Origin of the sequence: Bacteroides sp. ZJ-18, assembly GCF_011038705.2 — a bacterium.
GTDB lineage: Bacteria > Bacteroidota > Bacteroidia > Bacteroidales > Bacteroidaceae > Bacteroides > Bacteroides hominis.
Map to the genome: position 1 here is coordinate 3,288,028 of NZ_CP072198.1, position 25,003 is coordinate 3,313,030.

Sequence of the window (25,003 nt, forward strand, 5' to 3'; positions counted from 1 at the left end):
TATATTCAATTAAAATTTAATCTTCAGTATTTTACCGGTATATGCTCCTAAAGCTATTTCTGTGGCTTTATAAGGCAATAAACAGACTACTTCTTCTTTATCGGTCATTAAATCGGTTGCTTTGTATGAGTCAAATTGGGGAATCTGCAAAAAATCGAAGGCATGAGAAGGTACATTAATTGCAACATTTACCGATTGATTATCAAAGTTTACGACTACAAACAGCAATTCATTTTTATACTTACGCATGAAAGTATACTGCTTATGTTCATTAAATCTCCATCCATTTTCATTGGCATACATCAAATCAAAAAATACACCTTTTGATATTGCCTGCTCTTCATTACATAGAGTCAAAACCTTATGGTAAATTGCATATAAATGCTTTTGTTCTTCAGTTAGCATTTTTCCATCAAATTTACCTTCGTTACGCCAACGCCGAATGGTGTCTACACTCCAATAATCGAAAATAGTGGTTCGTCCGTCACGTCCGCTGAATCCTTCACTATCCATTCCCATTTCTCCGAACTCCTGACCAAAATAGATCATCATCGGATTCGTATTCATGCAAGCTGATACGATTAGTGCGGGAATGCCCTTGCGTGGGTCTCCGGCAAAGAAATCAGATGCAATGCGCTGTTCGTCATGATTCTCAAGGAAGTTAAGCATCCGCTTTTCAATCCCCCCCAAAGACTGCCAACTACGGGTGATGGCAGTTGCTGAATCATAACCACAAGCCACGTTACGCAAGGTATCATACAGTCCTACTTTATTATAGAGATAATCGAACTTACCACGAAACAGATAATTTTTATATTCGTGAGGATTGTATACTTCAGCAATAAACAAAATATTGGAATAGGTTTGTTTCACTTGTGGAATAGCCCATTCCCAGAACTCTACCGGAACCATTTCAGCCATATCACAACGGAATCCATCAATGTTCTTGGAAGCCCAGAAAAAAAGAATATCCAACATTTTAATCCAGGTATCCGGAGTCGGTGAAAAATGACAGGTTCCTCCATTTTGATAATCTACTCCATAATTCAGCTTTACAGTTTCATACCAGTCATTTATATTCGGGTAAGCATCAAATCGATTGTTACCAGTTGCTTTAGCAGGAAATTCACGATAAGGTTCCACTGCGTTTCCTGTCATATCAAACTGACCGTGCAATTCCGATTGTGGAATATAATAAAAATTATTGTATGGACTGAACGAGTAATTAGGATCATCGTTGGCTCCGAGTTGGCTGGTACCATCCGGCTGTGCATCCGAATGATATTGGCGCGCTACATGATTCGGTACAAAGTCGATAATCACTTTTAGTCCTACCCTGTGTGTGCGGTTTACCAGGTTTTCAAACTCTTTCATTCGTCCGGGAACATCAGTAGCCAAATCCGGATCTACATCATAATAATCCTTAATGGCATAAGGAGAGCCCGCTTTGCCTTTTACAATAGCCGGATGATCCGGTCGGATATTATATCTTCTGTAATCAGTCTGAGTAGCGTGTTCGATAATACCGGTATACCAAATATGAGTCGCTCCGAGCTTTCTGATCTCACCCAAAGCTTTGGCTGTGAAATCAGCCATTTTTCCACAACCGTTTTGTAAGATGTCTCCGTTATTGATGCAGTGGTTATTATTATTTCCAAACAAGCGCGTAAACACTTGATAAATAATCATTTTTTCTTCGTTCTTCATTTTTATAAAAGCTATTTAAGATTAACTATTTTAGTTTCCCGATGGCTCTGATAAGCCGCTTCGATTATTCGTATCACATTCAAGATGTCTTGTGCATGCGTTTTCAACGTTTTTCCTAAACACAAGTGTTCATATATATTCTGATAGAAACCACCATAATTACCGGATATACCCGGATATTTCCGGCAGATTTCTTTTCCATTCATTTCTGTATGCAATAATCCCCATTCTTGTTCCGATTCCTCTCCCCAATTAGGGCTGCCAGGCATTTCACCAGCCAATAAGGCAGCTTCTTGTTTGTCGACTCCATATTTGACATACGATCCTAACGTCCCATGCAACATGAAACGTGGTTCGGCTTCCCGCATCAAATAGCTTGCTTTCAGGGTGATCTTCACATCAGGTGCCAAGGAAGGACGTAACAAATGAATTATAAAATAATCATCTACTTTTCCTCCATTACGAAGTACACCCAAATCGGCAAAAACAGCTTCAGGCATTCCGAAAAGCTGAACTGCCTGATCAATCAGGTGTGATCCCAGATTATATGTCAGTCCACCTCCCGATACTCCGGTTTCTTTCCATGTGTTAGGCTTGATGAAGTTTCGGTAACGGGCGAAAGTTGATTCATATTCCACTAAGCGACCTAACAACGACTTATCAAAAATATCACGTACTGTCAAAAAGTCTGCATCCCACCTGCGGTTTTGATACACACTAAGCATTAGTCCTTTTTGTTCAGACAAAGCTATTAATTCTTTTCCTTGTTCTGTAGTAGAAGTAAAAGGTTTCTCAACTACCACGTTTTTTCCGGCTTCAAGAGCCATTCGGGTATATTCATAATGTGTGCTGTCCGGGGTATTAACCACAATCAGATCTATCTCGGGATCCTCTGTCAACTCATTATAACTACGCACAATCGTTGCTTGCGGATAACGTGCTTTAGAGAGTTCCTTGGTACGCTCTACTATTTTACAAAGTTTGAAATGCGGATTCGTACTGATAAACGGGGCATGAAATACCTGTCCCGACATACCAAAAGCAGCCAATCCGGTTTTTATTATCTCCATATCTTTCCTTTCTCCTCAATCAGTTGATCCAAAACTTCGGAAGCTGTGTTATAGCCTTGCTCAAAAATCTCTTCAGCTTTTTCAAGCTCAGTATTGCTGTAACCCTCCAGATTATAAGGTTCTATTAGTAAATCACAATTATCGCGCTCCGGAAACGTATTGGCGCGAAACATAAAATGATAAGAGCGCATGGCAATACTGACAATATTCATTTTATATTTCTCTGCCATCAGCGGACTGACATTTACTGCCACTACTTTTTCACATTCATTTCGGATGGTAGAAACCGGTAGATTCATCAAAAGCCCTCCGTCCACATAGTGTGTATTTCCTATTTTTACAGGCGTAAACAATACCGGCATACAGCATGAAGCTGCCACTCGTTCGGCTATATTCCCTTTATGAAAATGCATACTGCGCCCATGATCCAGATCAGTGGCGGTGATGATAAGTGGAAGTTTTAAGTCTTCCAGTTTCTGTGCTTTAAGATTCGACTTCAGAAAGTCTATAAATTCTCCCAGTGCAAATAAACCGACTTTGGGAATCACAAGTTTGGTCAAGTCCTGAAATTTATGTCCGGAAAAGTAGTCCAACACTCTATAGGGTTCGTTACCGTCGGCGTAAAAAACTCCGGCCAAAGCTCCGGCACTTACTCCTGAAATGATATCCGGTTTAATATCATGCTCCAATAAGGCCTGGATAACTCCCAAATGGGCAAATCCTTTAATAAAGCCTCCGCTTAAGGCATATCCAATGTTATAAGGTTTTCCGGTTAATGCGTTATTCTCCATTTTCATTTACTTGATTCATATATGTACGCCACGAAATTAGTAAAATAATTAAGAGGGAGAATTGATATAAGAAAAAAACTGGTAGAAAATAGCATTAAAAAGGATAAAATCCGGAAAAGTGCTTCCGGATTTTATTTATTCAAATATAAAAAGCAGATACAGACTACTTTTCAATTATTCTTATTTTTCTTTTTTCGTTTTTTTTAAATCCGGTAAAAACCAAGTTACCAATCCTAATAACGGCATGAATGCACAAACATTGTATACCGCATCGATTCCAAATTTATCGGCCATATTGCCAAGGACAGCAGAGGCGATACCGGCAACACCAAATGCAAATCCAAAAAAAAGTCCCGAAATCAGCCCTAATTTATTAGGAAGCAGTTCCTGCGCATAAAGCAAAATAGCGGGAAAAGCGGACGATAACATCAGTCCGACGCAAAAACTAAGAAGTACAGTCCATACAAGTCCGGCATGTGGCATCAACAAACTAAACGGTGCTGTGCCAAGGATTGATCCCCAAATTACATATTTGCGCCCGACCTTATCACCGATAGGGCCTCCCATTAATGTACCGATGGCAGTAGCTACCAGAAATACAAATAAGAAGAGTTGTGATTGCTGAATACTTACATTAAACTTATGTATCAGATAGAAAGTATAATAGCTATTCAGACTCGCCATATAAATATATTTAGAAAAGATCAAGATCATCAGTATCGTAATGGCAAACACTGTTTTGCCTGGAGAGAGCGGGCGTTCAATATAGGTTCTTGCAAGTATGGGACGTTTTTTAAGATGGTTCAGATAGGCCCGGTACCACCGACAAATAGGGAACATTGCACAGATAGCCGCTAAAGCAAGAATTGCAAACAAAGCAATATAATGCCTGCCGTAAGGAGCCACTAACAACGCCACTAACAAAGGGCCTAATGATCCGCCCAAATTGCCGCCCACCTGAAAGAGTGATTGCGCTAATCCCCGTTTTCCTCCTGAAGCTAAAAAGGTTATACGTGATGCTTCGGGATGAAGGACAGAAGAACCGATTCCAATAATAAAAACGGATGCAAGCAACCAGTGTAAATTGGATGCAAAAGCCAGATTCAACATACCTACCAGTGTGAAACTCATTCCGATGGGAAGTGACCATGCTATAGGACGTTTGTCAAAAATAAGACCGGTCAGTGGTTGAAACACGGAAGCGGACATCTGGTAAACAAGAGTTATCAATCCAATCTGAGCAAAACTTAACGAGAGATCTTCTTTAAAGAGAGGATATACAGCCGAAATGACAGCCTGCAAAAGATCATTTAAACAGTGAGAAATACTTAATGCGATCAATATAGGAAATGCAATCCTACGAACCGGTTGGACCTGATTTTGTACCATATATTCTATACCTTATTTAAAATCGGATGCAAAGGTATAAAAAACAAAGAAGTAAGTAGCATAGGAGTGAGTCTAAATTAAAGAATAGCCGAATCGTCAGCGGATGAAAGGGAACTATTATTTTTCATGGGAATAAATCTTGATTTGCTAACTTTTTGTGTATCTTTGGTTCATAAAATAATCTGTTAACCCAAATAATTAATGAAACAACAATCAACGTATGATGAATCAAGAATTATTAATGAGTCCCAATCATCTGGTGACATTTTTGCAAAAGCCTGCTGCTGAATTTACAAAAGCAGATATTATTTCCTATATCCAACAAAATGAAATCCGCATGGTTAACTTTATGTATCCTGCTGCGGACGGACGACTTAAAACATTGAATTTTGTAATAAACAACGCTGCCTATCTGGATGCTATCCTGACTTGTGGTGAACGAGTGGATGGATCAAGCCTGTTTCCTTTTATAGAGGCAGGGAGCAGTGATTTGTATGTAATTCCACGCTTCCGTACCGCATTCGTTGATCCATTTGCAGAATTACCTACACTCGTGATGCTTTGCTCTTTCTTTAATAAAGATGGAGAACCTCTGGAAAGTTCTCCCGAATATACCTTACACAAAGCTTGTAAAGCGTTCACGGAAGTAACAGGCATGGAGTTTCAGGCTATGGGAGAATTGGAGTATTATGTGATTGCCGAGGACGACGGAATGTTTCCGGCAACCGATCAGCGCGGTTATCATGAATCAGGACCTTATGCTAAATTCAATGATTTCCGTACACAATGTATGTCTTACATAGCTCAAACGGGTGGACAAATAAAATACGGGCATTCTGAAGTCGGTAATTTTATGCTTGACGATAAAGTCTACGAGCAAAATGAAATAGAATTTCTGCCAGTCCGTGCAGAAGATGCTGCCGACCAATTGATAATAGCCAAATGGGTTATCCGCAACTTAGCTTACCAATATGGTTATGATATTACATTTGCTCCGAAAATTACAGTGGGCAAAGCTGGATCCGGATTACATATCCATATGCGCATGATGAAAGACGGACAGAACCAGATGCTAAAAGGTGGGATTCTTTCTGATACAGCTCGTAGAGCCATTGCGGGCATGATGCTGCTTGCCCCATCCATCACGGCTTTCGGAAATACAAATCCTACTTCATATTTCCGGCTTGTACCACATCAAGAGGCGCCGACTAATGTTTGTTGGGGCGATCGAAACCGTTCTGTATTGGTACGAGTTCCATTGGGATGGTCTGCTAAGACAGATATGTGTGCGTTAGCCAATCCATTGGAGTTGGACAGCCACTATGACACGACGCAAAAGCAGACAGTGGAAATGCGTTCACCGGACGGATCAGCCGATCTCTATCAATTACTGGCAGGACTTGCAGTGGCCTGTCGTCACGGTTTTGAGATAGACAACGCCTTAACCATTGCAGAGAAGACATACGTTAACGTAAATATCCATCAGAAAGAGAATGCTGATAAACTGAAAAACTTAGCACAACTACCGGATAGCTGTGCGGCATCAGCAGACTGCTTACAGAAACAACGGACTGTATTTGAACAATATAATGTATTCAGCCCTGCTATGATTGATGGCATTATCAGTAGATTACGAAGCTATAATGATGCTACCCTGCGTATAGAGATACAGGGAAACCCGGAGGAGATGCTGGCATTAGTAAGCAAGTACTTCCATTGCGGATAAAGTCCCCCAAAGATCATTTTAATGCGGATTGAGTATCATAGTTCAGTCCGCATTATTTATATTCGCACTTCAAAATGAAATTATATCATGGAAGAAGCAAAAGATTTCAATAAGTATACATCGAAGGTTAACTTTGCCCCCATTACAGATTTTGTACTTCAAAATGGGCAACTTACTCAATATCAAAAAGGAGATTTCTTTTGCCGACAAAGTGAATCCTGCAAATTGATGGGGTATGTGGCAGAAGGTTCTTTCCGCTATTGCTGTACCAACAGTCGGGGAGAAAATAAAATTGTAGGCTATACATTCGAACACTCGTTTGTGGGTAATTATCCGGCATTCCGTTTAGGAGATAATTCAAATGTAGATATACAAGCCATTTGTAACTGCACTGTTTATATAGTAAACAACAGACAGTTAGGGAAATTCTATGACCGGGACGACACGAATCTGAAATTGGCCAGACATATAGCTGAAATATTGTTATGGGAAGTATATGAACGGATGATATCGATGTACAGCATGACGCCCGAAGAACGATATAGGGAGATACTTGAACGTTGTCCCGGACTGTTGAATTTGATTTCATTGAAGGAACTGGCATCCTATCTGATGATATGTCCGGAAACACTCAGCCGTCTTCGAAGAAAGTTAGTACAAAAATAAAATCTTGATTTCAGTCAAGATTCATTTGTTCCGATCCCAATACCTTTGTGTAAGCATTAAAAAGAATAAAAATGAAAAAGGTTATCATAATAGGAGCTACATCCGGGATCGGCAGAGGATTGGCAGAACGGTTTATTCAGGAAGGGAATATGGTTGGCATAACGGGACGAAGGGAAAATAAACTGCAAGAGCTTTGTTCACAAAATAAAAACTGTTTTTATACCATATCAGATGTTACAAAGGAAACTGATACAATCCGGCAACTCAATAATCTTGTGGACAGAATGGGAGGTATGGATATACTCGTGTTCTGTTCGGGGGTAGGGGAACTAAACCCTGAGCTCGATTATAATTTAGAGAGACCGGCTCTTTTGACCAATGTTATCGGATTCACCAATGTGGCAGACTGGGCATTTTATTTTTTCCAGAGACAAGAATCGGGGCATCTGGTTACAATTTCCTCTGTAGGCGGGATGCGTGGTGAAGGAATAGCACCGGCATACAATGCTTCGAAAGCCTATCAAATCAATTATACGGAAGGCTTGAGGAAGAAAGCAGCCAAGCTATCTTACCCCATTCACATTACGGACATACGCCCAGGATTCGTAGATACAGCGATGGCTAAAGGAGAGGGGTTGTTTTGGGTCACTCCACTACAGAAAGCCGTACAACAGATATACCGGGCGATCTTTCGGAAAAGAAAAGTTGTATACATCTCAAGAAGATGGAGATATGTAGCAATGCTTTTGAGAATAATGCCTGCTTCTATTTATTGTAAAATGTGACAGCAGAAGTAGGGCTCCGGTTTTTCTGACATTTGACAGATTGAGTTATCTACTTTCGTTCGATCTTTGCAGCTCCCGGAATATTTATTAATATGAATGTTATAATAAGACAAATAATATTTTCATATTAATTGTTCCTAATGTCTTCTGCATCAAAAGAATTATCTTTGTAGGCATATACTATAAACCTATAATAGAACGAAATGAGTCCACGTAAATTAATACTTTGGCTATTTGCCTGTACCCTTATAGTATGTGCCCTGCGGGCCGGGTTATTGACAAGTGCAGATCAATATATCTATCATCTGCGGAATATGCATGCTTCGACTTTTGCATATCGGTATGATGATTTTCTACCCTATCTACCGATTGTTGTCATGTTTATATTGAAACTTGCAGGAGTAAAAAGTCGTAGTAACTGGAAACGTATGCTCGTTTCAACTGCATTTGCGTATGTCTTAATGGGAGCAGTAGTCATCTCCATGAAATCATTGGCGGGTGTTCTCCGTCCAGACGGTTCGGATTTTCTTTCCTTCCCTTCAGGCCATACGGCTACTGCTTTTACGGCTGCTACTCTTTTATATAAAGAATATGGCTTCAAGACTCCTTTAGCCACCATTGCCACTTTCCTGCCGGCTGTTGTTACCGGCTTCACACGCCAATTAAACAATCGTCATTGGCTAAGTGACGTATTGGCTGGTGCTACCATTGGCATCATGATGGTAGAGTTAGCTTATTTTCTGACAAATTTAATTTTTAGGAAAGAGAGTGACACGCATACTTGTCCTAAATCGTAAGAAATATAATAGGGATTATCCGGTGACGAATAATCCCTATTATATTTCTTAGACTCTGACAGTCAATTCTCTTAAAGTAAAATCAGAAAGCATCATGACTGACATATAGCAGGTAGTTGTGTCTCTGAATAAAAATATTATTTTCTCTGGCTAACCAACCTACTGCAAGTGCAACATCTTCAGCGCTGAGGTTAATTTTCCGACTAAGTTCCTGAATAGATATTTTTCCCCTCATTTCATTCAGGGTGCGCCATACTTTGCCGGCGTTTTCTCCAATTGTTTCTAATTCCATTTTACATTATTTGGTTATGTTCCTAATATACAGAAAAACATTCAAATACAGAATTTTTAAGTCATGTTTTTATTCTGGTTTTGCATTTTTTAGTGTAAATCTCAAGTACTCTTTACCGGATAATCCGGCTTTGTAACAAGAAGAGTAAAATAAACCATATTTGTGCAAATAATAAGGGGATTAACTAAAAAAGGAGTCCGCGATAATCAAGGGCACTGAAAAAGTGATCTTTTTTAGCATCCAATCCTTTTTTTAGAAATTCTTGGAAAAAGTTGCATGTCGAATGATGCATTTCATTCACATACAACTTTTTCTTATATTAAGGGTAATAACTCCATAATTTGCTTTATACAAGCCGTGTTTATCTTCCACGGGCATGGATTACACTTACTTTAACTGAGTTTGAGTATTCTCTTGAGATTTGCTGCAAAAATAGCCATTGCTCCTTGCATTTTCATACATGACAGTCCGTAGGACTGCGCCCTGTCATATCCATATGCCTGTTTCAGTTCCGCATTTTTAGCTTCAATCTTATAACGCTCGGCAGCCTTCTCTTTGAACCGTTCGGTTTGTTGAAACTCTATCTGTTGTTGCTGCTCATCGTTTTTTATGGGTACAGAATAGGTTTTAGATTTAGCTCCCGGCTTATAACATCCCTCCCGTTTTGAGCAGCATTGATACTTATGCACATCAAAATAATAAGTATACGCCTGATTCCATGCTCCATTCTTTCTCCCTTGTTTTGCCCTACGTATAGCTATATGGCCGGCAGGGCAAACAAACATGCCGGCATCCTTATTGTAATCAAACTTGCCTTCCTCCTTTCTGAAACCTTGGCTGATACTGGGATTCAATTTAGCTACCAACTCAAAGTGTTCATCACGAGCTTTCTCCAGATTATCCTTTCCCGAATAAGCTGAATCACCAATCACTGTTTGTACATCGATACCATTCTTCCGGCTTTGTTCAATCAACGCGGGCAGCTGGGGACCGTCTCCCTTTTCACCCGAAGTTATGACAGCGCTGTTATGATACGTTCCTCGGTCATTCCGATATGCGTCTTATACCCAAAGAAAGAACTTTCTTCCGATTTGTGCCCGACACGTGCGTCCTCATCTTCAGAAACAGTGTAATGGTCGCTGATATCATCCAATATCTCTTTTAAGAGGTTCAGTTTTTCCTTTATTTTGGGAATGCAGACGAAGGTTTCTTGTTCTTTTAATGTATCAATCAGTGTTTGCGTATAAGTCAGTTCATGTTCCAGAACGTCGTCAGAATTCTTCTCGGGTAATACTTCCTTTATCTTTTCATCCACTTCATAGAAACATTTACGTAACTGTTTGGAACGCAGCTTCAGTATCTCAATAGGAGAATGGGGATTTGAACGCGAACCGGTATGTGTGGCATCAACGATTACAGAGGTGGATTTTATAATGCCCTTCTCTATTGCTAAAGTTACCGTCTTGTTGATAAGCAGGTTCAACAAGTCCATATCTTTCAGACGGAGCTTACGAAATTTGCATAAAGAGCCGGCCTCTATCACATCCTCTTCCGGTACCATCCCTAAAAAGTATTTAAAGGACATGTCATAGCGTGAGCGTTCAACCACATCAATATCAGACAAGTCATAAATGGTTTTTAAAAGAAGGTACTTGAACATACGGACAGGGCTCTCGGCGATACGACCATTGTCCGGACAATATTTGGAAACGAGCTCATTATAAACAAAGGAAAAGTCTATCAGCGAGTTGATACGTCGAAGCAGGTTATCCTGAGGGATGATCAAATCATAAAGACTTGAATAATCACTAAAAGCCAAACGTTCTTGGGGTGCTAACATGGCGGTATTCTTTTGGTGACTCGAAGATACAAAAAAACGGTATAAATCCGGATTTTCTTGGATTTATACCGCCATTTTTTTATAGAAGGGAGACAGGAGGACTTTTTCAGTGCCCTCCGATAATCCCGGCCTCCTTTTTCAAACGTTTTTTTCAATCAAACTCTGTTTTATAATCCTTTATTCATGGAGCATTACATAGCCCCAAATCATAGAATCGGAATTGCCGATTCTATCAAACAATCTTTTTACCCATTTCATAATCTCAAATTTTTATGTTATACCTTGAAAACATTACAAATGTAAGGGAGAAATATGACGATTGAATTGACGTAGGATAAAAAGGCTGTTTTAAACTGTTTGTTTTTGATGTATGTCAATGATTGCAGGATAATCCTGTTACATCTTATCAAAGAATAACCCGACAAAGAGTAAATGTGAAAATAAATAGTTAAAAGATGGATGAAAACGGAACAAAGTAGATAAAATACCGTCTTATTATAAATGTTATACAACTGATAAAGTGAGGGAGCCGTACACCCTTTATGCGTAGCCATTCCCGAAGGTAGCCGGGAGTATTCTATTTCCTTTGAAAAAGCCCGTACATTTTTTGTACGGGCCTTTTATTATGCAGAAAAGTGATTCAATCGTTATTATCTTCCTCGTCGTCGACCAAATTATTAAGTTCCACTTCCAGATCAACCAACTCTTGCTCCCATATCTTCAATATCTCTCTGGGGGTATCTTTGGGAGCTTTCTTAATTCTTTCCTGAGCAAGAGATACCTCATGCTCTAATTCCTTGCGCCTGCTCATATCGTTAAGTCTATAAGTTTGATGAATTAAAATGATTTGTTCAAAAACGACCCTTTAACAGGTCCGGTATTTCCGAAGGTTCGCCGGCGACCCTGATTCCTGCAATCTCCAATGCTGAAATTTTTTCGGCAGCAGAACCGGAACTTCCGGATATAATGGCTCCGGCATGTCCCATCTGCTTGCCCGGCGGGGCAGATTGCCCTGCAATAAATGCTACTACAGGTTTAGTTACATGTTCACGAATATATGCTGCGGCCAGTTCTTCTGCATTTCCTCCGATCTCACCAATCATAACAATAGCATCTGTTTGAGGATCATTCTGTAACATTTCCAATAATTCACGGAAATAAAGTCCGACAACAGGATCTCCTCCCATGCCGATAGCGGTGGATTGCCCCATACCTTCGGCTGTGAGATGTGACACGATTTCGTAAGTCAGTGTTCCGCTTCGGCTTATCACTCCTATATTGCCCGGACTGAATACCTGTCCGGGAAGAATACCTACCAGACTTTTCCCCGGAGAGATAAGCCCCGGACAGTTTGGTCCAATCAGTTTTGCTCCTTTCTGTTCAGTAAACCGATAGGCTTTTATCACGTCCAGTGTCGGAATTCCTTCTGTAATGCAAATAATCAATCGGATACCTGCATCGGCAGCCTCCATAATAGCATCAGCAGCAAAACGGGCCGGTACAAAAATAATAGATGTATTGGCCTGTGTGCGACGGACAGCTTCATACATGGTATTGAATACCGGAAAGGTATCATCTACCATTGTGCCTCCTTTTCCGGGCGATGTGCCACCCACTACATTAGTTCCATATTCAGCCATCTTTTTTGCATGAAAGAGTCCGTCCCTGCCAGTAATTCCCTGTACCAGGAGTCGAGTGGATTTATCAATAAGTATGCTCATATCGATTCTTTTTTTAATGATTCTACAGCTATCCGAGTAGCTTCTTCCATTGTTTGTGCTACCTGAAAACGACTATTTTTACTCAATAATTCACGTCCCATACGTTCGTTCGTGCCCGTCAGTCGTACAATAATAGGGATATCCGTATGTATCTGGTCAAATGCCTGCAATAGTCCGACAGCCACGTCATCACCTCGGGTGATGCCACCGAAAATATTGATAAAGACAACCTTTACCTTTTTATCATCCAGCAATAATTTCATTGCTTCTATTACTTTGATAGGATTCGAGCTACCGCCAATATCAAGAAAATTTGCCGGATTACCTCCATAAAGTTTAATCATATCCATGGTTGCCATAGCTAAACCGGCTCCGTTAACCATACAGCCAATTTCGCCATCCATACGGACATAACTGAATCCCCTCTCTTTGGCAATAGCTTCAAGCTTTTCATCTTCTGTAGGTTCTGATAGTTTCTGCAAATCCGAATGACGGTAAAGTGCGTTATCATCAAGCACCATTTTCGCATCAATTGCCAGTAATGTACCCGTAGGGGTAAGTACCAATGGATTAATCTCAGCCAGTGAGGCATCCTTTTCAATAAATGCTTTGTAAAGGTTTTGAATAATGGTTGTCATCCGATTGGCCTGCTCTGCTTGTTCGAATAGAGAGAAAGCAAATTTACGTGCCAGATAATCGGGAATCCCGACCAGAGGATCAATGTTGTAACGCATTATTTTTTCGGGATATTGACGAGCCACTTCCTCAATGTCCATGCCACCGGCTGCACTCATGATCAGTACAACAGAACGTGTATTACGATCTATCGTAAAACTGATATAATATTCTGCGGCGATATTGATGGCTTCACTAAGAAGGACTTTGGTTACGGGATATCCTTTAATGGTCATCCCCAAAATCGTTTGAGCATATTGATAGACATCCCTGTCGTTATCGGCAAGTTTTACCCCACCGGCTTTTCCACGGCCCCCGGTCAATACTTGTGCCTTAATTGCGACCCGGTTTACACCCATACGGTGGTAAGCGGCTACAGCGCCGTCTGCAGTATGGCACAAAGCATGTCTTTCGACAGGTATTCCGTAAGAGGAGAAAATCTCTTTTGCCTGATATTCGTGTACTTTCATTGGACAAATAGGTTTGTTTCTAATTATAACAAAAGCATAGGCAAAAAGGTTGCAAAGCACTCAGGACACGCCAGATATGTCCACCCATCGGATTCACATGTGCAAAATGGATATAAAGGCAACTGGATATCTCCTTAAAACCAGAAGAAAGATTGTAAAATCAAGATATCGGATATGTTATTTTAAAAAAGTAACACCGAAATCCTATAGAAAGAGTTTCGGTGTTGTATTATAGGAAAGTCTTCAAAAGACTTTTATGCAATTCCGTGAGCAGATACTGTAGAGTCGATCTTCTTGATCAGCCCTTGTAATACGGCGCCCGGTCCACATTCAGTGAAGTCGGTAGCACCGTCGGCAACCATATTCTTTACGGTTTGAGTCCAGCGTACAGAAGCTGTCAATTGAGCAACCAAATTCTTTTTGATTTCTTGCGGATCTGTATGAGGCAGAGCATCCACATTCTGGTAAACCGGACATTTCGGAGTGTGGACTTCGGTTGCGTTGATAGCAGCTTCCAGTTCTACTTTGGCAGGACCCATCAGAGGAGAGTGGAACGCTCCACCTACCTTCAGCGGAAGTGCACGTTTTGCTCCGGCTGCCTTCATCAGTTCGCAAGCTTTCTCGATTCCCGGTACAGATCCGGAAATTACAATCTGTCCCGGACAGTTGTAGTTAGCCGGTACACAAACTTCGCCTTCGGCGGCAACAGCCGCACAGATTTCTTCTACTTTCTCATCAGGCAGAGCGATAATGGCAGCCATTGTAGAAGGAGTAGCTTCACAAGCCTTCTGCATTGCCATGGCACGTGCATAAACCAGTTTCAAACCGTCCTCAAAAGAAAGAGCACCGGCAGCAACCAATGCAGAAAACTCACCCAATGAGTGTCCGGCAGTCATTTCCGGTTTGAAATCTTCCCCCATGCAAAGCGCAGAGATAACAGAATGAAGGAATACAGCAGGTTGGGTAACCTTGGTCTGACGGAGGTCTTCATCAGTACCGTTGAACATAATATCTGTAATGCGATATCCCAGGATATCATTTGCTTTTTCAAACAATTCTTTTGCTAAAGCTGAAGTTTCATACAGGTCTTTGCCCATACCTACGAACTGGGCGCCTTGACCGGGGAATACAAATGCTTTCATATTTTTGTTTTTTAATTTAATTTGCGGGGACAAAGTTATATATTTTTGCAATATGATAGCACAGAATTGACAAAATTGTGCAATAGAGAAGCGTTTTTCGGTTTATTCCTCTTCTTTATCTTCCCATATACTGGCTTTTTCCGGTCCCCAGAAATGACACAACGGGCCGTTGCCATGACCGACAATTATTTCTTTTCCGGCATCAATGGCCCTGCTGACATATGTTTTAGCTTTGCCTACTGCCTGATCCATTGGAAGTCCTGATGCCAGATAGGTGGCGATTGAAGAAGAGAGAGTACATCCGGTACCATGTAAATTCCGGCTTTCTATTTTTCTCTCCTTATATATATAGATGTTTCCGTCTGCAAACAATACATCCTGCATTTCGTTTCCCTGCAAGTGTCCTCCTTTCACCAATACTGCAGTATGATACATCGTGGAGAGCGTCCGGGCCGCATCTAACATCTCTTCCACTGTGGTTATTTTCATTCCTGTCAGCACTTCCGTTTCATCCAGATTGGGAGTTATCAGGGTTGTTTGCGGGATAAGTTCTTCTTTAATCAACTGTATTGCATCGTCAGTCATTAATTTCCGCCCACTGGTAGACACCATAACGGGGTCATAAACCACCGGGCGGTGAGGGTATTTCCGTAAACAATCCGCAATCACTTTTACGAGGAGCGGTTCACTTACCATACCTATTTTCAGAGTATCCGGACATAAGTCGTCCATTACCGCTTCAATCTGTCCCTGCACAATCGCGGCGGGAATCGTGTGTACAGCCTTCACTCCCCTTGTATCTTGTACGGTGACTGCGGTAATCACCGATGCCGCGTATGCGCCCAGAGCAGAAATCGTTTTAATATCTGCCTGTATACCCGCCCCTCCCGAACAATCGGAACCGGCAATAGAAAGAACAACCGGATAACGTTTCATTTTAGTTTTTTTAATAATTCTACAACAAAGATAGGATAAAAACAAAGAAGATACAAAATGACACACCTTATAAAATACAATAAGTCCGCCGTAAAACCAATGGTCTGCCATCAATCGAAAGAGCTGATTATAAAGTATCCCCGTCTTTTTGTACTTTCTACAATTACTGTCTTTCCTGGAAGGTAGAAATACATATTGTTGTATATACAATAAGATGAATACTCCTTAGTGTAAAACATACGATATGTATATATATGAAAAACAATGCTTTATAGCATATAATTTAATTGCTTACCAGATGAGAATATCTCTATATTTGCAATGTTCAAAGACTAAATATTATGCATGACATACCGAAACAAACCCCATTGGCAAACAATCATATCTCAGTAGACTGTGTAGTGATTGGTTTTGACGGAGAGCAACTCAAAGTCCTGTTGATTAAGCGGGTAGGAGAGGAAAACGGAGAAGTTTACCATGATATGAAGCTTCCCGGGAGCCTGATCTACATGGATGAAGACCTGGACGAAGCAGCACAACGTGTTTTATTCGAACTGACAGGTATCCGGAGCGTCAACCTGATGCAATTTAAAGCATTTGGTTCTAAGAACCGGACGAGCAATCCTAAAGATGTGCGTTGGTTGGAACGGGCAATGCAATCGAAAGTAGAGCGCATTGTCACCATAGCGTATCTATCGATGGTAAAGATAGACCGGGCGTTGGACAAAAACCTGGATGAGTTCCAGGCCTGTTGGGTGGCACTGAAAGACATAAAGACGTTGGCTTTTGACCATAATCTGATTATCAGAGAAGCGCTGATTTATATCCGGCAATTTGTGGAGTTCAATCCTTCGATGCTGTTTGATCTGCTGCCGCGCAAGTTTACCGCTTCCCAACTTCGGATCTTGTTCGAACTGGTATACGACAAAGCAGTGGATGTACGCAACTTCCATAAAAAGATAGCCTTGATGGAGTACGTCGTACCATTGGAAGAAAAACAAACCGGAGTGGCCCACCGGGCAGCCCGCTATTATAAATTCGACAAAAAGATATATAATAAGGTAAGACGGTAAGTCTTATGGAGATTTTATTTTAAATCACAAATTAATTAATAAACAAGATCATGTTTTTATTAGGGTATGACATAGGCAGCTCGTCTGTCAAAGCGAGCTTGGTAGATGCCGGGACAGGCAAATGTGTCGCTTCCGCATTCTTTCCGAAAACGGAGGCAGGCATTATTGCCGTACGCTCCGGATGGGCAGAACAGGAACCGGAAGACTGGTGGGAGAATCTGAAACTCTCCACACAGTCCGTCCTTTCAGAATCGGGGATAGCTGCCGGAGACATCAAGGCCATCGGCATCTCTTATCAGATGCACGGCCTGGTATGTGTAGACAGACAGCAGCGCGTGCTGCGCCCGGCTATAATCTGGTGCGATTCGCGTGCGGTCCCCTATGGACAAAAGGCGTTCGAAACAATCGGAGAGGAGTTTTGCCTTGCGCACTTGCTCAATTCTCCCGGCAATTTTACCGCTTCTAAACTGGCATGGATAAAGGAAAACGAGCCGCACATTTACGCACAGATTGATAAAATTATGTTGCCGGGTGATTATATTGCCATGAAACTGAGCGGAGAAATCTGTACGACAGTCGAAGGGCTTTCCGAAGGTATGCTTTGGGATTTCCGGAATGACCGTACGGCAGATTTCTTAATGCAATATTATGGGTTCGATTCTTCTCTGATAGCCGACATCCGGCCAACTTTCGCCGAACAGGGACTATTAACCGGGAGTGCTGCCCGGGAACTTGGATTGCAGGAAGGTACACCGATCACTTACCGTGCTGGCGACCAGCCCAACAACGCTCTTTCCTTGAATGTATTTAATCCGGGTGAAATAGCTTCCACTGCCGGAACGTCGGGAGTCGTATACGGAGTAAACGGGGAAATCAGCTATGATCCGCAGTCGCGTGTCAACACCTTTGCGCATGTCAATCATACTGCCGCGAATCCACGTCTGGGTGTATTGCTTTGCATCAACGGAACAGGGATTCTAAATTCGTGGATAAAACGCAATGTCGCTCCGGAAGGCATCTCATATACAGAGATGAACCGCCTTGCTTCACAGGTTCCGGTTGGCAGTGCAGGCATCAGCATTCTGCCTTTTGGTAACGGAGCGGAACGCATGCTGAACAACCGGACGACCGGTTGCAGTTTTCACGGAATTGACTTCAACATGCATGACAAGGCGCATTTGATCCGTGCGGCACAGGAAGGCATCGTCTTTTCCTTTAAATATGGTATCGATATTATGGAAGGAATGGGTATCCCTGTCGAAAAGATCCATGCCGGACATGCCAATATGTTTCTCAGCCCCATTTTTCGTGAGACATTGGCCGGCACGACGGGAGCTACCATCGAACTTTATGACACAGATGGTGCTGTCGGCGCAGCCAAGGGTGCCGGGATGGGAGCGGGCATCTACAAAAACCATCAAGAGGCTTTCGCGTCACTCGACAAGCTGGAAGTCGTTGAACCCGATCCGGCCTGGCAACAGGAATATGCCGATGCATATGGACATTGGAAACAATGCCTGGCCCGATCTATGCAGATGAATAAAGAAAACGAATAATCATAAGATAAAAAAATGAATCATCAAAGCTGTCTCCTGTGCCTTCTCCAAATGAAGAAGGAGCGGGCGAAGCTCCTAAAATTTTAAATAATATGGCAACAAAAGAGTACTTCCCGGGTATAGGGAAAATTAAGTTCGAAGGTAAAGATAGTAAGAACCCGATGGCATTTCGTTATTACGATGCCGAGAAAGTGATTAACGGCCGCAAGATGAAAGACTGGCTGAAGTTTGCAATGGCGTGGTGGCATACACTTTGTGCCGAGGGCGGTGACCAGTTTGGAGGCGGAACCAAACAATTTTCATGGAACGGTGACCCTGATCCCTTACAGGCAGCCAAGAACAAGATGGATGCAGGTTTTGAGTTTATGCAGAAGATGGGTATTGGATATTATTGTTTCCACGACGTAGACTTGGTTGCAGAAGCTGATACCATCGAGGCCTATGAAGCCAACCTGAAAGAGATGGTTGCCTACGCAAAGCAGAAGCAGGCCGAAACCGGTATCAAACTATTGTGGGGAACAGCCAATGTATTCAGCCATGCCCGTTACATGAACGGTGCGGCTACCAATCCCGATTTCGATGTTGTGGCCCGTGCTGCCGTTCAGATTAAGAATGCGATTGACGCCACTATAGAATTGGGGGGGACAAACTATGTCTTTTGGGGCGGACGCGAAGGATATATGTCGCTGCTGAATACTGACCAGAAACGAGAAAAAGAACATCTGGCACAAATGCTCACCATTGCCCGTGACTATGGCCGCGCACAAGGTTTCAAAGGCACCTTCCTGATTGAGCCGAAACCCATGGAGCCGACCAAGCACCAGTATGATGTCGACACCGAAACTGTCATCGGTTTCCTGAAAGCTCACGGGCTGGAACGCGACTTCAAAGTGAACATTGAAGTGAACCATGCCACCCTTGCGGGACATACATTTGAACACGAACTGGCAGTGGCTGTAGATAACGGTATGTTAGGATCTATCGATGCAAACCGCGGCGACTATCAGAATGGATGGGATACCGACCAGTTCCCGATTGATAACTTCGAACTGACACAAGCCATGATGCAGATTATCCGTAATGACGGATTGGGCAACGGCGGAACAAACTTCGACGCCAAGACCCGCCGGAACTCTACCGATCCGGAGGATATTTTCATTGCCCACATTGCCGGAATGGACGCGATGGCACGTGCTTTGGAAAGCGCAGCCAATCTGCTCAATGAATCTCCTTACCGGAAGATGCTGTCCGAACGCTATGCCTCGTTCGATACAGGTAAAGGGAAAGAGTTTGAAGAAGGTAAAATGTCTCTGGATGAACTTGTTGCTTATGCAAAATCCAATGGTGAGCCGAAACAAACCAGTGGTAAACAAGAGTTGTATGAAGCGCTCGTTAACATATACTCACTATAAGTCCGTACAATGCGGTTTGCAGACAGTTTCCGTCTGCAAACCGTAATTCAAAACAGCTAATGCCATGAATCATACCAACGAAGGTAGCAAGCTCTACCTGTATTCCATCACATCGGTAGCCATCCTGGGCGGACTGTTGTTCGGCTATGACACCGCTGTGATTTCGGGAGCTGAGAAAGGGCTCGAAGCCTTCTTCCTCACAGCCACAGATTTTCAATACGACAAAGTGATGCACGGCATCACCTCTTCAAGTGCACTGATTGGTTGCGTACTGGGTGGTGCATTGTCCGGCATCTTTGCATCACGGTTGGGTCGCCGCAACTCGCTGCGACTGGCTGCCGTTCTCTTTTTCCTTTCGGCACTGGGATCATATTACCCCGAGTTCCTGTTCTTTGAATATGGAAAAGCTGATATGAACCTGCTTATAGCCTTTAACCTTTACCGCATCGTAGGTGGTATCGGTGTGGGGCTGGCATCTGCCGTCTGTCCGATGTATATTGCCGAAATAGCACCATCCAATATCCGGGGTACACTGGTGTCCTGCAATCAGTTTGCCATTATTTTCGGCATGCTGGTAGTCTACTTTGTAAACTTCTTGATTTTGGGTGACCACCAAAATCCGATCATCCTGAAAGATGCCGCCGGTACACTTTCCGTCAGCAGCGAATCGGATATGTGGACCGTAACCGAAGGATGGCGATACATGTTTGGTTCCGAAGCTTTTCCGGCTGCCTTCTTCGGCATGTTGCTCTTCTTTGTACCCAAAACTCCCCGCTATCTGGTGATGATCGATCAGGATCAGAAAGCATATTCCATTCTAAAGAAAGTGAACGGAGCCGCCAAGGCACAAGAAATCTTGGCGGATATAAAGGCTACTTCGCAGGAAAAGGCAGAAAAACTGTTCACTTATGGCGCAACAGTGATTGTCATCGGTATTCTGCTTTCCGTCTTCCAGCAGGCCATCGGCATCAATGCCGTGCTTTATTACGCACCTCGAATATTCGAAAATGCCGGTGCCGAAGGCGGAGGAATGATGCAAACCGTCATTATGGGGATTGTCAACATTATCTTCACACTGGTAGCCATCTTTACCGTCGACCGTTTCGGTCGTAAGCCCTTACTCATCATCGGGTCCATCGGTATGGCGGCCGGGGCATTCGCCGTTGCCTTGTGCGACAGCATGGGCGTCAAGGGGATACTTCCCGTGCTGTCGGTAATTGTATACGCAGCCTTTTTCATGATGTCGTGGGGACCTATTTGCTGGGTACTGATATCCGAAATCTTCCCCAACACCATCCGTGGCAAAGCCGTAGCCATTGCCGTAGCATTTCAATGGATATTCAATTACATTGTTTCGTCCACCTTCCCTGCCCTCTATGATTTCAGTCCGATGTTTGCTTACAGCCTTTATGGGGTCATTTGTGTGATTGCCGCACTGTTTGTATGGCGTTGGGTGCCCGAAACCAAAGGAAAGACATTGGAAGATATGAGTAAACTTTGGAAAAAACATTGATGGGAGAGGATTCTTGCCCCATTCCACTTTGAAAGCAGAATGGTCTGAATACTGACCGAATGTAGCATATACTTATCTATTGCTGACATGCACTTTTTATGAATCCGGCGAACCGGAAGCGTAATAACACGAAGCCTATAGTCCTACCCCTTTCAGAAGTAACGTGAGAGGGGTAGAACAATAGGCTTTCGGACAAATTACAGTAAGCAAAGAGAGAAAATGGTTACTGCATTTGCTCATTATGCCGTAACCATCCCGTCCGGATGATTACTACATTTGCCCCATATGGTATAATGATATTATAAAATGGTAAGAACGCAGACCTTTTTTCTCTATTTGAGCGCAAAAGATCAACAAGCGAAAAATAGAAAAAAGATCACTGTTTAGAGTCAACTCCGATCATAAAGATTAAAATAACGCAAGCCTGTTGTGCATATTGTAATAAATACGCGCAATAGGCTTTCATTCTTAAATAGACTGATTCAAATTCCGGGCGTTTTTTTTGTCCGCCTTGCCCGTTGGACAGAAATATGCTATTCTACACGCAGTAGATTATCAAAAAGACAGATCTTTCAGAATGTCTTTTATCCTTTCAAACTGTCCGTCCGTTTTCTCCGGAGTGATCTTCATCAAATACGCCAGTAACGGATAAATATCTACATTGACAAAACCTTTCGATTCATATCCTTCCTTAAAATCGGGACCGCAGGCACGAAACATTACTTGCATATCCGGACTTTGCGGAAAATAACCATGAGCACCTTTCAGCGCACGCGGCACGTCGGTAAATTGCCATCCCAATTCGGGAGCCACTACAATATCTCCAACACGGTCACTGCTTCCGTAATTCAGCTCAGCAGGAATCTCTTCTTTTTTCCAAACATGGATGTGGGCTACATTCTTTAAAGCATTGTATACCGAGTCACGATATTCCGGCTTGGTAAAGATAGAAGTCGGTGTCCGCCCGTCTACCGCTTCGCACCATTCCGGACGCAGATATTTATTCATATCTACCACCCGGTCGTCACTGATTTCCGTCATCCCATGATCGGCAGTAACAATCAGGTTGACATCTTTTCCGAAGGGGAGAGCAGCGATTCCCTGTCGCAACATTCCTATCAGACTATCCATACGATGTACGATAGCGGCAGCTTCCGCGCTGTGAGGACCATGATGATGCGTCACTCCATCCGGCTCCTCAAAGTAAAGCATAACAAAACGGGGACGTTCCGCTTCCGGCTTTCTCAGCAGAGCTATGGTCGAATCTACCCGTTGCTCAAAAGTAAGACGGGGCTTTTCTGCATATTCCCGGTAATAAGTGGGGTAGCAACCTTTAATGGCAATATCCGAACCTACCCAATAGATGTTTCCTGTTTTTACACCTTGCTTCTGAGCTGTTATCCAAATCGGTTCACCCAGATAATAGTCGGGATTGTTTCGTGTGGCAGGATCTCCCATGGAGTATTGCCGATGCCGTTTTACATCCCAGAAAGTGTTGTTGATAATACCGTTATGGTCAGGTACCAGCCCCGTAGCCAATGTATAATGGTTGGGGAAAGTAGATGCCGGATAGGAGGGGAGCATAGTTGCCTTAACCCCTTCGCGGGCCATCTGGTTCAGGTTAGGGGTATCATACATCTCCGGGTAATCCCAGCGGAAGGCATCCAACGAAACAATTACGGTGTAGTGCGGAGCCTTGTCCTGCGCTGCCAAAGTAAAAATAAAGAAAACATAGCAGCAGAAAGAAATAATAAATTTACGCATACTCTTGATAGTTGTTATGAAGTGCAAAGGTATAAAATTATATGAAAGCTGTCCGGTTATAAAGATAAAGCTTACCTTTGCAACGTTTTTTTAATACAAGTTACTATGGATTATCCTCATAAAATTAATAAGGTACAGATCCGTAACCTCCAGATTGAAGATTACGCTCAATTATCCCAATCGTTTACACGTGTATATTCGGACGGAAGTGATGTCTTCTGGACACACGGACAGATTGAGAAACTAATCAAGATTTTCCCCGAAGGGCAGATTGTAACCGTAGTCGACGAGAAGATCGTTGGCTGTGCACTCTCTATCATTGTAGATTATGATAAAGTGAAGAACGACCACACTTATGCCCAAGTCACAGGGAAGGAGACTTTCAATACCCACACAGCCCAAGGAAATATCCTATATGGCATCGAGGTCTTTATTCATCCCGAATATCGCGGATTACGGTTGGCACGGCGCATGTACGAATATCGCAAAGAACTTTGCGAAACGCTTAACCTGAAAGCGATCATGTTTGGCGGACGTATTCCGAATTACCATAAATATGCTGACAAGATGCGTCCCAAAGAGTATATTGACCGCGTACGCCAGCGGGAAATCTACGACCCGGTGCTCACTTTTCAACTTTCCAATGATTTCCACGTTCGGAAGGTGATGACCAATTATCTGCCGAATGATGAAGAATCCAAACATTATGCTTGCCTGTTGCAATGGGACAACATTTACTATCAGCCCCCTACACAGGAATACCTCGCTCCCAAAACGACGGTTCGCGTAGGATTGGTGCAATGGCAGATGCGCAGTTACAAAACTTTGGACGACCTTTTCGAACAAGTAGAATTTTTCGTTGATGCCGTATCCGACTATAAAAGCGACTTTGTGCTTTTCCCCGAATACTTTAATGCGCCACTGATGTCAAAGTACAATGATAAAGGCGAATCACAAGCTATCCGCGGACTGGCCCAATATACCGAGGAAATCCGTGACCGCTTTATCAATCTGGCAATCAGCTACAATATCAATATCATTACGGGCAGCATGCCGCTAATAAAAGAGGACGGACTGTTGTACAACGCCGGTTTCCTCTGCCGGCGTGACGGAACTTACGAAATGTATGAAAAGCTTCATGTCACTCCGGACGAAATAAAGAGCTGGGGACTGAGCGGGGGCAAACAGTTGAAAACATTCGAAACAGACTGTGCCAAGATCGGCATATTGATTTGTTATGATGTAGAGTTTCCCGAACTTTCCCGGCTGATGGCCGACCAGGGAATGCAGATTCTGTTTGTGCCGTTCCTCACCGATACTCAAAATGCTTATTCACGTGTACGGGTCTGTGCACAGGCACGTGCCATTGAGAACGAATGTTTTGTTGTAATAGCCGGCAGCGTAGGCAATCTTCCCCGTGTACATAACATGGACATTCAGTATGCCCAGTCTGGGGTATTTACACCTTGCGACTTTGCCTTCCCGACGGACGGAAAGCGCGCCGAAGCCACTCCAAATACGGAAATGATCCTGGTTTCGGACGTAGATCTCGATTTGCTGAACGAGTTGCATACTTATGGCAGTGTACGTAACCTGAAAGATCGCCGGAACGATGTATATGAAGTGAGATTTAAGAAGCCGCAATAGATTTTGTCTATTATCCGATAGATATTATAAA

At 42.8% G+C, this 25,003-nt stretch carries 20 protein-coding genes and 1 pseudogene; 9 read left to right on the plus strand and 12 right to left on the minus strand.

What is annotated here, in order from left to right; translation table 11 throughout:
• Window positions 1–9 precede the first annotated feature (9 nt).
• The 4 genes from G7Y45_RS13165 to G7Y45_RS13180 form a co-directional block, all read right to left on the minus strand.
• Window positions 10–1,707 (minus strand): alpha-amylase family glycosyl hydrolase, encoded by a 1,698-nt coding sequence (locus G7Y45_RS13165; protein WP_165017238.1) that lies wholly within the window; start codon window positions 1,705–1,707, stop codon window positions 10–12.
• A gap of 11 nt (window positions 1,708–1,718) precedes the next feature.
• Window positions 1,719–2,777, minus strand: coding sequence for a Gfo/Idh/MocA family oxidoreductase (locus G7Y45_RS13170; RefSeq protein ID WP_165017235.1), 1,059 nt, complete (start codon window positions 2,775–2,777; stop codon window positions 1,719–1,721).
• Window positions 2,768–3,568, minus strand: coding sequence for a patatin-like phospholipase family protein (locus G7Y45_RS13175; RefSeq protein ID WP_005806024.1), 801 nt, complete (start codon window positions 3,566–3,568; stop codon window positions 2,768–2,770). The genes G7Y45_RS13170 and G7Y45_RS13175 overlap by 10 nt, the downstream gene beginning before the upstream one ends.
• Window positions 3,569–3,748: 180 nt before the next feature.
• Window positions 3,749–4,957, minus strand: a complete 1,209-nt coding sequence (locus G7Y45_RS13180; protein WP_005777683.1) for an MFS transporter — start codon at window positions 4,955–4,957, stop codon at window positions 3,749–3,751.
• 223 nt (window positions 4,958–5,180) lie between these two features.
• Here G7Y45_RS13180 and G7Y45_RS13185 point away from each other — a divergent pair, with 223 nt between their 5' ends.
• The 4 genes from G7Y45_RS13185 to G7Y45_RS13200 all read left to right on the plus strand — a co-directional run bounded on the left by G7Y45_RS13185 (window position 5,181) and on the right by G7Y45_RS13200 (window position 8,931).
• The gene (locus G7Y45_RS13185; RefSeq protein WP_165017250.1) at window positions 5,181–6,683 is read left to right on the plus strand and encodes a glutamine synthetase family protein; all 1,503 of its coding nucleotides are present in this window, start codon (window positions 5,181–5,183) and stop codon (window positions 6,681–6,683) included.
• 87 nt (window positions 6,684–6,770) lie between these two features.
• Window positions 6,771–7,349, plus strand: a complete 579-nt coding sequence (locus tag G7Y45_RS13190; RefSeq protein WP_165017232.1) for a Crp/Fnr family transcriptional regulator — start codon at window positions 6,771–6,773, stop codon at window positions 7,347–7,349.
• A 71-nt stretch (window positions 7,350–7,420) separates the two neighbouring features.
• The gene (locus G7Y45_RS13195) at window positions 7,421–8,134 is read left to right on the plus strand and encodes an SDR family NAD(P)-dependent oxidoreductase (protein WP_005806030.1); all 714 of its coding nucleotides are present in this window, start codon (window positions 7,421–7,423) and stop codon (window positions 8,132–8,134) included.
• A gap of 203 nt (window positions 8,135–8,337) precedes the next feature.
• Window positions 8,338–8,931, plus strand: coding sequence for a phosphatase PAP2 family protein (locus G7Y45_RS13200; RefSeq protein ID WP_005777688.1), 594 nt, complete (start codon window positions 8,338–8,340; stop codon window positions 8,929–8,931).
• An 82-nt stretch (window positions 8,932–9,013) separates the two neighbouring features.
• Here the strand turns inward: G7Y45_RS13200 and G7Y45_RS13205 are convergent, their stop codons facing one another.
• The 7 genes and pseudogenes from G7Y45_RS13205 to thiD form a co-directional block, all read right to left on the minus strand.
• A complete protein-coding gene (locus G7Y45_RS13205; protein ID WP_005777689.1) occupies window positions 9,014–9,223 on the minus strand; it encodes a winged helix-turn-helix domain-containing protein in 210 nt (69 codons plus the stop codon).
• Between the two features lie 392 nt (window positions 9,224–9,615).
• Window positions 9,616–11,063 (minus strand): annotated as a pseudogene (locus G7Y45_RS13210) (IS1182 family transposase).
• A gap of 640 nt (window positions 11,064–11,703) precedes the next feature.
• Complete coding sequence (locus tag G7Y45_RS13215; protein ID WP_005806034.1) at window positions 11,704–11,874, minus strand: hypothetical protein; 171 nt, start codon at window positions 11,872–11,874, stop codon at window positions 11,704–11,706.
• A 40-nt stretch (window positions 11,875–11,914) separates the two neighbouring features.
• Window positions 11,915–12,784 (minus strand): succinate--CoA ligase subunit alpha, encoded by an 870-nt coding sequence (gene sucD / locus G7Y45_RS13220; RefSeq protein ID WP_165017229.1) that lies wholly within the window; start codon window positions 12,782–12,784, stop codon window positions 11,915–11,917.
• The gene (gene sucC, locus G7Y45_RS13225) at window positions 12,781–13,929 is read right to left on the minus strand and encodes an ADP-forming succinate--CoA ligase subunit beta (protein WP_165017191.1); all 1,149 of its coding nucleotides are present in this window, start codon (window positions 13,927–13,929) and stop codon (window positions 12,781–12,783) included. The genes sucD and sucC overlap by 4 nt, the downstream gene beginning before the upstream one ends.
• Window positions 13,930–14,183: 254 nt before the next feature.
• Entirely contained in the window at window positions 14,184–15,071 is an 888-nt protein-coding gene (gene fabD, locus G7Y45_RS13230) for an ACP S-malonyltransferase (RefSeq protein WP_005820222.1), read from the minus strand.
• A gap of 102 nt (window positions 15,072–15,173) precedes the next feature.
• Complete coding sequence (gene thiD, locus G7Y45_RS13235) at window positions 15,174–16,007, minus strand: bifunctional hydroxymethylpyrimidine kinase/phosphomethylpyrimidine kinase (RefSeq protein WP_165017189.1); 834 nt, start codon at window positions 16,005–16,007, stop codon at window positions 15,174–15,176.
• A gap of 341 nt (window positions 16,008–16,348) precedes the next feature.
• On the opposite strand from thiD, the gene G7Y45_RS13240 reads away from it, so the two are divergent.
• The 4 genes from G7Y45_RS13240 to xylE all read left to right on the plus strand — a co-directional run bounded on the left by G7Y45_RS13240 (window position 16,349) and on the right by xylE (window position 21,561).
• Window positions 16,349–17,080, plus strand: a complete 732-nt coding sequence (locus G7Y45_RS13240) for an NUDIX domain-containing protein (RefSeq protein WP_005806044.1) — start codon at window positions 16,349–16,351, stop codon at window positions 17,078–17,080.
• Window positions 17,081–17,130: 50 nt separating this feature from the next.
• Window positions 17,131–18,636, plus strand: coding sequence for a xylulokinase (locus tag G7Y45_RS13245; RefSeq protein ID WP_165017187.1), 1,506 nt, complete (start codon window positions 17,131–17,133; stop codon window positions 18,634–18,636).
• Window positions 18,637–18,728: 92 nt separating this feature from the next.
• Entirely contained in the window at window positions 18,729–20,048 is a 1,320-nt protein-coding gene (gene xylA, locus G7Y45_RS13250) for a xylose isomerase (RefSeq protein ID WP_122142200.1), read from the plus strand.
• Between the two features lie 64 nt (window positions 20,049–20,112).
• Window positions 20,113–21,561 (plus strand): D-xylose transporter XylE, encoded by a 1,449-nt coding sequence (gene xylE, locus G7Y45_RS13255; RefSeq protein WP_022012729.1) that lies wholly within the window; start codon window positions 20,113–20,115, stop codon window positions 21,559–21,561.
• Between the two features lie 555 nt (window positions 21,562–22,116).
• Here the strand turns inward: xylE and G7Y45_RS13260 are convergent.
• Window positions 22,117–23,325, minus strand: coding sequence for a nucleotide pyrophosphatase/phosphodiesterase family protein (locus tag G7Y45_RS13260; protein WP_005806053.1), 1,209 nt, complete (start codon window positions 23,323–23,325; stop codon window positions 22,117–22,119).
• Between the two features lie 105 nt (window positions 23,326–23,430).
• Between G7Y45_RS13260 and G7Y45_RS13265 the strand changes: the two genes are divergently transcribed.
• Window positions 23,431–24,972, plus strand: coding sequence for a carbon-nitrogen hydrolase family protein (locus G7Y45_RS13265; RefSeq protein WP_005777718.1), 1,542 nt, complete (start codon window positions 23,431–23,433; stop codon window positions 24,970–24,972).
• Window positions 24,973–25,003 lie beyond the last annotated feature (31 nt).

Excerpts from the sequence above, each read along its gene's own strand:
- G7Y45_RS13215 (WP_005806034.1), bottom strand. The coding sequence starts at position 11,874 with ATGAGCAGGCGCAAGGAATTAGAGCATGAGGTATCTCTTGCTCAGGAA.
- G7Y45_RS13165 (WP_165017238.1), bottom strand. The coding sequence starts at position 1,707 with ATGAAGAACGAAGAAAAAATGATTATTTATCAAGTGTTTACGCGCTTG.
- G7Y45_RS13175 (WP_005806024.1), bottom strand. The coding sequence starts at position 3,568 with ATGGAGAATAACGCATTAACCGGAAAACCTTATAACATTGGATATGCC.
- G7Y45_RS13190 (WP_165017232.1), top strand. The coding sequence starts at position 6,771 with ATGGAAGAAGCAAAAGATTTCAATAAGTATACATCGAAGGTTAACTTT.
- G7Y45_RS13205 (WP_005777689.1), bottom strand. The coding sequence starts at position 9,223 with ATGGAATTAGAAACAATTGGAGAAAACGCCGGCAAAGTATGGCGCACC.
- sucC (WP_165017191.1), bottom strand. The coding sequence starts at position 13,929 with ATGAAAGTACACGAATATCAGGCAAAAGAGATTTTCTCCTCTTACGGA.
- G7Y45_RS13265 (WP_005777718.1), top strand. The coding sequence starts at position 23,431 with ATGGATTATCCTCATAAAATTAATAAGGTACAGATCCGTAACCTCCAG.
- G7Y45_RS13240 (WP_005806044.1), top strand. The coding sequence starts at position 16,349 with ATGCATGACATACCGAAACAAACCCCATTGGCAAACAATCATATCTCA.
- xylE (WP_022012729.1), top strand. The coding sequence starts at position 20,113 with ATGAATCATACCAACGAAGGTAGCAAGCTCTACCTGTATTCCATCACA.
- G7Y45_RS13185 (WP_165017250.1), top strand. The coding sequence starts at position 5,181 with ATGAATCAAGAATTATTAATGAGTCCCAATCATCTGGTGACATTTTTG.
- G7Y45_RS13200 (WP_005777688.1), top strand. The coding sequence starts at position 8,338 with ATGAGTCCACGTAAATTAATACTTTGGCTATTTGCCTGTACCCTTATA.
- G7Y45_RS13260 (WP_005806053.1), bottom strand. The coding sequence starts at position 23,325 with ATGCGTAAATTTATTATTTCTTTCTGCTGCTATGTTTTCTTTATTTTT.
- fabD (WP_005820222.1), bottom strand. The coding sequence starts at position 15,071 with ATGAAAGCATTTGTATTCCCCGGTCAAGGCGCCCAGTTCGTAGGTATG.
- sucD (WP_165017229.1), bottom strand. The coding sequence starts at position 12,784 with ATGAGCATACTTATTGATAAATCCACTCGACTCCTGGTACAGGGAATT.
- G7Y45_RS13180 (WP_005777683.1), bottom strand. The coding sequence starts at position 4,957 with ATGGTACAAAATCAGGTCCAACCGGTTCGTAGGATTGCATTTCCTATA.
- G7Y45_RS13245 (WP_165017187.1), top strand. The coding sequence starts at position 17,131 with ATGTTTTTATTAGGGTATGACATAGGCAGCTCGTCTGTCAAAGCGAGC.
- thiD (WP_165017189.1), bottom strand. The coding sequence starts at position 16,007 with ATGAAACGTTATCCGGTTGTTCTTTCTATTGCCGGTTCCGATTGTTCG.
- G7Y45_RS13195 (WP_005806030.1), top strand. The coding sequence starts at position 7,421 with ATGAAAAAGGTTATCATAATAGGAGCTACATCCGGGATCGGCAGAGGA.
- G7Y45_RS13170 (WP_165017235.1), bottom strand. The coding sequence starts at position 2,777 with ATGGAGATAATAAAAACCGGATTGGCTGCTTTTGGTATGTCGGGACAG.
- xylA (WP_122142200.1), top strand. The coding sequence starts at position 18,729 with ATGGCAACAAAAGAGTACTTCCCGGGTATAGGGAAAATTAAGTTCGAA.